This is a genomic window from Neisseria sp. P0009.S007, from assembly GCF_051962515.1.
This window is the reverse complement of sequence record NZ_JBQCVF010000071.1, coordinates 1,497-11,160: the sequence shown is the minus strand read 5'-3', so window position 1 is coordinate 11,160 and position 9,664 is coordinate 1,497. Positions and strand designations below refer to the sequence as shown.

9 protein-coding genes and 1 pseudogene are annotated in these 9,664 nt (G+C 50.5%); all 10 read right to left on the bottom strand.

All coding sequences use genetic code 11. The features are described from left to right. Positions 1–209 (bottom strand): annotated as a pseudogene (locus tag ACTHS3_RS07770) (polysaccharide biosynthesis protein); the annotation flags it as partial. Positions 210–318: 109 nt separating this feature from the next. Then, positions 319–1,494 carry a DegT/DnrJ/EryC1/StrS family aminotransferase gene (locus ACTHS3_RS07765; RefSeq protein WP_004520874.1) on the bottom strand — a complete coding sequence of 392 codons (1,176 nt, stop codon included), beginning with the start codon at positions 1,492–1,494 and terminating at the stop codon, positions 319–321. Next, positions 1,487–2,266 (bottom strand): methionyl-tRNA formyltransferase, encoded by a 780-nt coding sequence (locus ACTHS3_RS07760; protein WP_440367595.1) that lies wholly within the window; start codon positions 2,264–2,266, stop codon positions 1,487–1,489. The genes ACTHS3_RS07765 and ACTHS3_RS07760 overlap by 8 nt, the downstream gene beginning before the upstream one ends. 13 nt (positions 2,267–2,279) lie before the next feature. Further along, on the bottom strand, positions 2,280–2,972 hold the full coding sequence (locus ACTHS3_RS07755) for an HAD family hydrolase (protein ID WP_004520872.1): 693 nt from the start codon (positions 2,970–2,972) through the stop codon (positions 2,280–2,282). Next, positions 2,965–3,939 carry an ATP-grasp domain-containing protein gene (locus ACTHS3_RS07750; RefSeq protein ID WP_004520871.1) on the bottom strand — a complete coding sequence of 325 codons (975 nt, stop codon included), beginning with the start codon at positions 3,937–3,939 and terminating at the stop codon, positions 2,965–2,967. Before ACTHS3_RS07750 ends, ACTHS3_RS07755 begins: the two co-directional genes overlap by 8 nt. Beyond that, entirely contained in the window at positions 3,926–4,543 is a 618-nt protein-coding gene (locus ACTHS3_RS07745; protein ID WP_004520870.1) for a sugar transferase, read from the bottom strand. The genes ACTHS3_RS07750 and ACTHS3_RS07745 overlap by 14 nt, the downstream gene beginning before the upstream one ends. Continuing rightward, the gene (locus ACTHS3_RS07740; protein WP_070503970.1) at positions 4,536–5,708 is read right to left on the bottom strand and encodes a glycosyltransferase; all 1,173 of its coding nucleotides are present in this window, start codon (positions 5,706–5,708) and stop codon (positions 4,536–4,538) included. The genes ACTHS3_RS07745 and ACTHS3_RS07740 overlap by 8 nt, the downstream gene beginning before the upstream one ends. A gap of 13 nt (positions 5,709–5,721) precedes the next feature. Continuing rightward, on the bottom strand, positions 5,722–6,792 hold the full coding sequence (locus ACTHS3_RS07735) for a glycosyltransferase family 4 protein (protein WP_070503967.1): 1,071 nt from the start codon (positions 6,790–6,792) through the stop codon (positions 5,722–5,724). Next, positions 6,789–8,099 (bottom strand): O-antigen ligase family protein, encoded by a 1,311-nt coding sequence (locus tag ACTHS3_RS07730; RefSeq protein ID WP_070503964.1) that lies wholly within the window; start codon positions 8,097–8,099, stop codon positions 6,789–6,791. Before ACTHS3_RS07730 ends, ACTHS3_RS07735 begins: the two co-directional genes overlap by 4 nt. A gap of 42 nt (positions 8,100–8,141) precedes the next feature. After that, entirely contained in the window at positions 8,142–9,569 is a 1,428-nt protein-coding gene (locus ACTHS3_RS07725) for an oligosaccharide flippase family protein (protein WP_070587530.1), read from the bottom strand. Between the last annotated feature and the right edge of the window lie 95 nt (positions 9,570–9,664).

Genomic DNA, 9,664 nt, shown 5'->3' with positions numbered 1-9,664 from the left:
TAGAGGCCGATACGGATGAAAAGGATGATGGTCAGCAACGCGGTGCTGCCGAAAGCCAGCCAGTTGGCGATACTCAACCATTCGTCGGAATATTGCACTTTGAGGCTTTGGGCAAACCAAAACGCCACGAATATCATCAAGATATCGTGGATGACGAAGAAGGTTTTTTTAAGGTTGCGCGGCAGAGCCAGCAGGGTTTCCAAGTTCATTTTATATTTCTTGTGTCTGAGTGTTGTAATGTGGCTTGGTACGGATTGTTTGAAGCAGGCTGTTTTATTTTTTTCAGACGGCCTGAAGTTGCAGGCCGTCTGAAAATGATTATGCCGTGGCTTCAGTCAATACGGCTTCGATGTTTTCTTTGCAGAACGCAATTTCTTCATCGGTCAGGGTTGGGTGCACCAAGAACATCAGGCTGGTGTCGCTCAACTCGACAGCGTTTTTCAAACGCTCTTTCGGACGCCAAGGCGTGTTGTCGAAGGCTTTTTCCAAATACACTTCGGAGCAGCTGCCTTGATAGCATGGGACTTTGCGCGCGTTCAGTTCATTGACGATGCGGTCGCGCGTCCAGCCATCTTTCAGGTGTTCGGGTTTGACGAAAACGTAGAACTTGTATTGCGCGTGTTCGATGTAATCGGCCACTTCGACTAAACGGATGCTGGCAAATTTGCCCAAGCTTTCAGCCAGTTTGGCGGCGTTTTCTTGGCGGCGCGCCGTCCATTCGGGCATACGTTTGAGCTGGATGCGGCCGATGACCGCCTGCATTTCCAACATGCGCCAGTTGGTACCGAAGCTTTCGTGCAGCCAGCGGAAACCGGGTGCGTGTTCGCGGTTGTACACGGCATCGTAGCTTTTGCCGTGGTCTTTGTACGACCACATTTTGCTCCATAGCTCTTTGTCGTTGGTGGTTACCATGCCGCCTTCGCCGCCGGTGGTCATGATTTTGTCTTGGCAGAACGACCATGCGCCGACATGGCCGATAGAGCCGACGGATTTGCCTTTGTATTTCGCACCGTGCGCTTGGGCGCAGTCTTCGATAACCCACAAGTTATGTTCTTTTGCCAAAGCCATGATGTCGTCCATTTCGGCAGGCATGCCGGCAAGGTGAACCACGATGATGGCTTTTGTGTTTGGCGTCAAAGCGGCTTTGATGGTTTCGGCGCTGATGTTTTGGCTGTTCAAATCGACATCGGCAAACACCGGATTTGCGCCGGCGGTCACGATGCAGGATGCGGAAGCCAAGAAAGTACGCGAAGTGACAATCACATCATCGCCTTGGCCGATACCCATTGCTTTGAGGGCTACGTCCAAAGCCAATGTACCGTTGGAAAGGGCGACGGCGTATTGAGTGCCGACAAAAGCAGCAAATTCTTTTTCAAATTCGCGACATTCCGTACCTGTCCAGTAGTTGACTTTGTTGGACAGCAGGACTTTGGAAACGGCATCGGCTTCTTCTTGAGTAAAGCTTGGCCATGGGGAGAGTGATGTATTAAGCATTTGTTTTTCCTGCGAAAAGACTGGTTGAGCCTTTGGGGGCGATTTCTTCCAGCAGTTGGCGATTGATCAGGGTGTATTTCTGACCGTTGATTTCGACGTATGCGCCGTCGTAAGGAGGGAACCAGAAGGCGCGGATTTTCTTCTCGATATTGTCGCCGTCGTGGATTTGCTTCATGGCTTCCATCTCGTCGCGGCTGACGTAGCGGCCACCAATGTTTGGCGTGGTTGGCAATTTGGTTTTCGACTCGATGGCGCGGGTGATGATGCGTCGTGCGAAATCTTCCAATGCCTGCATGGTTTTGCGTTCGAGCGATTGGGCGGTTTCTGTTTCGGCGTCGATAGGGAAACGGTCCACTTCGATAATTTCACCGGTATCGATGGAAGCGTCGACGTAGTGGGCAGTATTGCCCCATTCGTTCAGCTCGTCCATGATGGCCAGGTTGTAGCCGCCCGTGCCTTTGTATTCGGGCAACAGCGCAGGGTGGAAGTTGATCGTGCCTAAAGTCGGAATGCTCAGGAATTCATCACGCAGCTTGCGCCAGTAAAGGACGGACAAGCCCAAATCGTATTTCAGACGGCCTTCTCGCATTGCTTCCAAAGCCGTATCGAAGGTGTACAGGGGCAAGCCCAATTCCTGCGCGGCGGCCGTAGTCGGCGAGCCTTGCAGATGGCTGTCGGTCAAGACACCGATGATTTCGATATGGTCATGTTTGGTCAAAAAACGAAGCAGGTTGGCGGAAACCTGTTTACGACCCATAAATAAGATTTTCATGGAGAAATGTCCCTTATGCATTTGCTTTTTCGGTGGCGGAAGTTGTCAGTGTAGTCAGTTCTTCCAGGGTGTTTATCCAAAGGGTGGGCTGGTATTCACGACCGTATTGCTCGGGCTCGGCTTGATGAATATTGTGCGGCTTAGGCATAATGCCTATGGAGAGCCAACCCAGTTTGTTGGGTGCGACAAAATCTTTTTTGATGTTGTCGCCGATGTAGATGAAACGTTTTGTAGCCGGATATTTGTTTTGCAGGAAGACAAAACGCTTATCGTCGGGTTTTTCCGATTGCATGGCTTCCGAAATCAAAATGTCGTCAAACAAATCGGTCAAACCCAAGGCCTGTATTTTCAAACGCTGTGTCAGACTGCGACCGTCTGTAATCAGGGCGCGTGCGGCAAAAGGGCGCATCAGCTTCCGTAAAAAAGACGGTTCGACATAAGGTCGGATAACAGGCCTATGTAGTCGATATTGCCACAAAAGTGATTGTTTCTCTAGTTCGTTTAATTTGCAATGATGACACAAATTGTCGAGCCAGTCTTTACTTTTATTGTCTGCAATTTCATTTAGTACGTCGGCATCGTATTGCGGGTAAAGCGACGTAATTGTCCCTACAACTGCCTGTATTCCGGAGCATTTGTAGTCGTACTCAGAGTAAAGCGTATCGTCAAGATCGAAGACGATGACAGATTCTTCCGGCTTAATCATGTTCTCTTACCAAAACCTTAGCATCGTAACGAAGCATGATTAAATTGTTTTCCCAGTCGTCGGAGAAAGGGACATCTTGGCCGCCGATGTATTCTTGAATCAGCCAGCCCGGATAGTTGCCGCCTGCTGCGTAAGTCAGTGGGAAACCGCCGCCGAAACGCGGGTTGATTTCCACGCCGTAGGTCGTGCTGTCGGTTTTGCTGACGAAGAATTGCGCGGTAATGCAGCCGCGTGCGCCTTCCAATACGGCCATTTTTTCAACCAGCTCTTTATACAGGGCATTGCGTCGGGTTGCGCCTTTGCTGACTTCACCGGTGCGCACTTCCAAACGTTCGCGAGGAATGGCGCATTTCAGACGGCCTTGACGGTCGTAATACATATCGACGGTAAACTCGGAGAAAGTATTCTCAATATCGATGTATTGGGCGAACATCATTTTCGGGTCTTCGGTAATGTCGACAGTCAAATCAGCCGGTGTGTTGATTTTTTTCGCACCGATGGCGCGGCTGCCGTCATAAGGCTTGGCAAAACATGGGAAAACCAGGCGGTCCCGTTCGTAAATTTCAGGCGAACGGATGCCGTATTGTGCAAACAGGCCTGCGGTCAGGCGCTTGTCGCGGCACAGGGTAATCAGTTTTGCATCCGAAATGACAATATGTATTCCTTCAGCTTCAAAACGGTCACGTGCTTCGGCCAGTTTGAGCAGCTCGGTATCGATGGTTGGCACAATCAGACCGATGTCGTGTTGTTTGGCCAGCTCGAAAATGCTGTCAATGTATTCGGCTGCATCGATGCGCGGCACGCTGAAAGCGCGGTCGGCAACATGGCAGGCAGAAGACATGTGGGGGTTGAGGTCAGTAGCAAAAACGCCGATGCCGTCTGAAAAACGTGCGGCTTCGGTTTGGAAGTCCTGCACCAATTCGACACGGCGACCTGCCGACAGAATCAGTATGTTATTTTTTTTCATCAGTTTTATTACCCGTGAAATAAGGCATGGTGGCTTCTCCTTCGGCTGAGATGCCTTCTTTGACGAAGACTTTTTTAACCGTCAGGAACAAAATTTTGATATCCAGCCAAAAGCTGAAGTTGTCGATGTACCAAACATCGTGGGCGAATTTTTCATCCCATGAAATGGCGTTGCGGCCATTGACTTGCGCCCAACCGGTCACGCCCGGTTTCATTTCGTGGCGGCGGTTTTGGAAGTCGTTGTACAACGGCAGGTAGTGCATCAGCAGCGGACGAGGTCCAACTAGACTCATCTCGCCTTTTAAGACATTCCATAATTCAGGAAGTTCGTCCAAACTGGTGGCGCGTAATTTTTTGCCGAAATCGGTCAGGCGTTCGCTGTCCGGTAGAGGGTTGCCGTCTTTATCGATTGCATCGCGCATGGAGCGGAATTTAATCATTTTAAACGGTTTGCCATCCTTGCCCGGTCGCTCTTGGATGAAGAACACAGGCGAGCCTAAGTTTTTGCGGATGAGGTACACCAAAATCAAAAACACAGGCGACAGGATAATCAGCCCTGAAGCAGAGGCAATAATGTCAAACAGGCGTTTGAAAAATTTATTCATGAGCTAATCTTTCAATCAGGTTGACGATTTTTTGATAGGCAACGTCGCGTTTGAAGCGGCGGACGATTTCTTCGGACTGAACAGGATCGTTTTTGCGCTTCAAAATATCTTTGGCGGCTTGAACGAAACCGTCCACATCACCGGAACGATAGTTCGCATGCGGCAGCAGGGTAAGGACTTCGGCAACTTCGTCGTTGACCTGGCTGTTCAGAATCGGTTTTTGCAAAGCCATATAGTCGGACAGTTTGTTGGTAATCGACTGCATGGCGTAAGAGTGGATGGCGTTGACGGAAATGTCGCAGCCTTTGGCGACCGACATCATTTCGGCGTAAGGAATGTAGCCGTAAAACTTGATGCCGTCGCAGGCATATTGTTTGAGCCTGTCAAAATCGGGGCCGCCACCCATGATGTGCAATTCGACGTTTTCGCCGGCATCCAACAGCTTGCGAACGCCTTTGCACACAGTTTCCACGTCATAGCTGTAACTGAGCGTGCCCAAGTAGAAAAAGCGGGTTTTGTCGTCGCCAAAATCTTTGGCAGGCGCGGCATCGAGTTTGGGAAAATCCGCGCCGATATAAACGACTTCGCCAGGTACGTTCGGATTGGCTTCTTTGGCGCGGTCGAGATAAGTCTGCGATACGGCAACCAGTGCGTCGGCGTAGCGGTAGGCTTGGTTGGCGCGTGAAGCAAAGGGCAGCAGGTTGTGCGGTACTTTTTTCAAAAACGGTATGACCGAGGAGAAAGACTCCGGCCATACATCCTGCACATCGACAATCAGTTTGTAACCCAAACGCGCTTTGTGTTTGCCCAACAGCAGGTTGGTGGCAATCAGCGGATAGGCGGAAAAGACGACGTCTTGTTCGCCCGGACGGCAGTTTTCCAACCATTGTTCAAAATGTTTGACGAAGCGGTGATGGCTGGTCACGCGTCCCAAAGACACGTTTTTGCTGTATCCGCTTTCTTCCAACAGTATGACTTTCAGACGGCCTTGTGAGGCAGCCTCGGCATCTTCGGGCCGTCTGAAAGATTTGTCGTAGTGCTTGAAGTTGCTGGTAATCAGCAACACGTCATGCGACTGCGACAACAGCTCGGCAAGATACCAGAAGCGGTTGAAATGCGGCTCGGACGGTAGCGAGCAATAAGGGGCGACGATGGTAATGTTCATGTTTCAGACGGCCTTACATTTCGTACGCAGCCATGGTGGTGCGGTAGATTTCATCGTCGGAGCATAAGGTCTCAACGTGTTTGTGCAGGGCTTTGCCCATTTGACCGCGCAACTCAGGATGCTTGATGAGTGTATCGACGGCTTCGATAAACGCTTCGTCATCGCCGAAAGGAATGCAGTAGCCGGTTTGGCCGGTGATGACCATTTCCGAAATACCCGCCATGTTGTAGGTCACGACAGGTGTGTCGTAAAGGCCGGCTTCCAAAATATTGTTGCCGACACCTGCGCCGTGGTCGCCCACGCAATGCGGCGTGTTCACCAAAATATCGACTTCTTTGAAGTAGCCGGTCAAATCGCGGACGCCGCCGAGGAAGGTAACTTGGTCTTCAATGCCCAAACGTTTGGCTTGGGCTTTGAGGTTGTCCATTTCTTCGCCGATGCCTGCAACGTTAAGGCGTACAGGCATGCCGCGGTCAACCATTTTCTTCAAAATGTCCAGCATTAAATGCACGGCGCGGACGGTATCCAAACGGGAAAGTGTGCCCAGTTGGACATAGTCTTTGACCGTTTTTTCAGGAACGAAATCTGCTTTGTGCAGGGCGTTGTAAGTGTAGGTAATGCGGTTGGCAGGGAAACCGTAACGGATGAGTTTTTCGCGTTCGTGTTTGCAGTTGCCGATAATGTACACGCCCAGCTTGTCGAAAAGCTTGGCAATTTTCGGATAAGTTTCCGGATCAAGGCCGCGCGCGTGGTAGAACACTTTGGTTTTCGGTGAAGCGAACTTGGCCGCAATGGCGCAGGCCGGAACGATACGCGCCATTTGGCAGTGAATCACATCGGGTTTCTCTTTTTTCAGCAGTTTCATATAGGCGAACATGCCTTTGACGTAACCCAATAATCCGCCTTGGTAAAAATCGATCGGCTGCCAACGGATGCCCAATGCTTGCGCTTCCTGAATCAAAGGGCCGTCTGAAGAGGCCAATACGATATCGTGTCCGCGTTGTTTGAGCAGGCGGCCGAGGCGGAAAGTGGCGTTTTCAGTGCCACCGAGGCCGGACATGGAGGTAGTCAGGATGATTTTCATGATGGTTTCTTCGTATCGTATAGTGTTTCGTTGTATGCGTAAGCGGCCATATCTTTCAGCTTGGGCGCAACAAATACGCTGTAAATAAAAATCAGCAGGCAGGGCAGCCAGATAAACGGCATACGCAAAATGGTGGACGGAATAAAACCGGCCAGCAGGAAAATGCCCAAGGCAACCCAAGCCAAAACGCGCGATTTGCCGGTTACTGCTCGGTTTGAGGCGGTGTAGAGGAAATAACACGCCACAAAAGCAATAAAGCCGAGCAAGGAAATCATGCCGAAACCCAAATACAGCTCGATGATGAAGCTGTGTGGGTTTTCAAAGCCCAAGCTGCCGCTCAAATGGCCGCCGAAATATTCGCGGAAGTTTTTAGGACCGTAGCCGGTCAGCAGCAGGGGCGGATTGTTCCAGAAGTAGTTGTAAATCTCCTGACGGTAGGACACGGAGTTGTCGCTGCCCAAGTCGTACAGGAAAAGGTACACGCGGCTGGAAAAGCGTTCTAAGAACTGGTTGCCGTTGAGTGAGAGCAAAAATTCCGCAATCGCGCGTGACGGAATCATCGACAATACCAATGCCAGCAAACCAGCAACGCCGACCGTAATAAAACCGTTTCTGCGATAGGCCGTATAAACCAACAAAATCAACAGGTAGCAGCCGATGGCGGTACGCGATACGCTGGCGAAAATGGCCATGCCCAACAGCAGGAACAAGCCCCAGCCAAGTAGTTTTTCTTTGTGTTTCCGCCCTTGGAGTTGGAAGAAAAACAAAATGGCAGGCGCAAGGCAGACCGCGGTGGCGGCGAGGTTGTTCGGGTTAAAGAACAAGCCTTTGAGCGAGCCTTCGTCAATAGCCAACTCATCGCTGGCACTCACAAACTGAATACCGGTGGCCAGTTCTGCAAACGGCGGTACGGCGATAAACAGCGTAAATACGATGAGGAACTTCTGAATCGTCCCCAAAGGGTCGTCGGCGCGCTTCAATACTTGGTAAAACAAGTAGAAGAAAGCCGGAACCGCCATAAAAAACAAAATATCCATGTACTGCGTCGGCGTCAGCGACGTAATGCCCATGTGGATGGCGGGCCAGATGCACATGGCGGTCAGGGCGCAGAGCATGGCAAAAATCTTGCGCGGAATATGCTTGCTTTCCAGAAAAAATACGACAAAACCAAGCAGTACAAATATCAGGGTCAGCGGGTTGTCAATACGCGGTACGCCGACCTTAAAGGACAGCGCGGGCCCCAGCATATAGGCTGCGAGCATGATGTATAGAATGTAAGTGTATAAGTTCAGACGTTTTATTTTCATAGTCGTTCTGTTGTTATCGTAGAGACGTGAATCTCAGGTTGGCTATTTTGCCGAACGGTTTAATTTGGCTTTGATTTTTTCGGTCGCGGCAAATAGTGCGTGTTTGTATTTTAGGAACAGGAAACCCAGTCCGACTGCCCATGCCAGCGCGAACCAAATGTAGTTGTCGCGCGTACCCAGCCAAGTGTAGGCAAGGCAGATTATCAGGCAGAGCGTTGAGTTGGTATAAATCTTCAGGCGCGGCAAAGGCTGCCACAGGCGTGAAGAGAATTCGGTTTTAAAGATGAAAAACAGCCAAAAAGCCGTTGCGCTGGCCATAGCTGCACCTTTTGCACCAAATTTCGGTACCAATAGATAGAGCAGGGCGGTATTGACGATAAAGGCAACGATGTTGATGACAGTAATCAGCCAAGTCGAGCGGACGACGTTCAAACCGATGCCGCTGACTTCGGTCAGCGTGTAAAACAGGGGGAAGAGCATACACGAGAGCAGGATAAATTGAACCTGCGTGTATTTTTCCGGCAGTATCCAGGTCGCCATCGGCGAGAAAATTCCGATGAGGCAAATCATTGCGCTGATGAGGACGGTCATGGAAAGCGTGATGTCGCCGATTTTGTCCAGATTGGTTTTTTCTTCTACCCATTTGAACACCAAAGGCGCCCAAATGGTGGAGAACACGCTTTGGAAAATCAAGGCGACGGCACCAAAGCTGACCGCCATTGAATAAATACCCAACTCGTCCAAGCCTGAGATGTTTTTGAGGACAAAACGGTCAATCGAAGTCAGCCCCCAATAGGCCAAGTTGCCGAATGCCAGCGGCAGGCCGTAGCGTAGGCCGTCCCGATGCAGATCGGACGACCATTTTGCATGGGAAACGGCTTGCAAGTCTTGGCGCAGCTGATATATCAACAGTACAACGGTCAGCACTTGGGCGGCGGTGTAGGCAAAAACCAGCGAAGTGGTATTGGCGGGCAGGCCGGAAGCGATTACGGCAAAAACCAACACCAAAATCAAAAATTTCGGCGCAAGCTGGCTAACAGAAAAAGCCAATGCCTGCTCTTTCATCCGTAAAATCAGGGCTAAAAAACGGATAATCAGCGTGGTGGCTAAGAAAATCAGAAAGAGAATCCCCAAATTTGCACTGGGGATGTCAAAAATGATTTCAGACGGCCATGATGCGTTTATCAGTAACACTAAAACCACAACCGCCACCGTCAGAATCAATGGCGATAAAAAAACGGATTTGAACAGCGCGGCCTTGTCTTTAACGGCGTAATAGTCGCGAATATAGGATTGGTCCAGCCCCAAGCCCAGCAACAGGATGCTCAATCCGGCAATGGTCTGCAAGAGTACGATACGGCCGATGTCTTCCGCAGGGAAGTACCATGAGATGAGCGGCAGGGAAAGTAGGCCGAAAGCGGCGCTTCCTACCGGGCCCAATGCGTAGCCGAGGATTTTTTTCGCGTTCATATTATTTGTTTTCAGACGGCCAGAAGTTCGAGCTGAGCGTTTTTCGTAAGAGATGCGTTGTTACCGTTGCCGGTTTGCCAAGGCCGTCTGAAAAA

Bases quoted from the DNA above. Each gene is read 5' to 3' on its own strand.
- ACTHS3_RS07765 (WP_004520874.1), bottom strand. From the start codon at position 1,494: ATGCTTAATACATCACTCTCCCCATGGCCAAGCTTTACTCAAGAAGAA.
- ACTHS3_RS07745 (WP_004520870.1), bottom strand. From the start codon at position 4,543: ATGAATAAATTTTTCAAACGCCTGTTTGACATTATTGCCTCTGCTTCA.
- ACTHS3_RS07735 (WP_070503967.1), bottom strand. From the start codon at position 6,792: ATGAAAATCATCCTGACTACCTCCATGTCCGGCCTCGGTGGCACTGAA.
- ACTHS3_RS07760 (WP_440367595.1), bottom strand. From the start codon at position 2,266: ATGAAAATCTTATTTATGGGTCGTAAACAGGTTTCCGCCAACCTGCTT.
- ACTHS3_RS07730 (WP_070503964.1), bottom strand. From the start codon at position 8,099: ATGAAAATAAAACGTCTGAACTTATACACTTACATTCTATACATCATG.
- ACTHS3_RS07750 (WP_004520871.1), bottom strand. From the start codon at position 3,939: ATGAAAAAAAATAACATACTGATTCTGTCGGCAGGTCGCCGTGTCGAA.
- ACTHS3_RS07740 (WP_070503970.1), bottom strand. From the start codon at position 5,708: ATGAACATTACCATCGTCGCCCCTTATTGCTCGCTACCGTCCGAGCCG.
- ACTHS3_RS07725 (WP_070587530.1), bottom strand. From the start codon at position 9,569: ATGAACGCGAAAAAAATCCTCGGCTACGCATTGGGCCCGGTAGGAAGC.
- ACTHS3_RS07755 (WP_004520872.1), bottom strand. From the start codon at position 2,972: ATGATTAAGCCGGAAGAATCTGTCATCGTCTTCGATCTTGACGATACG.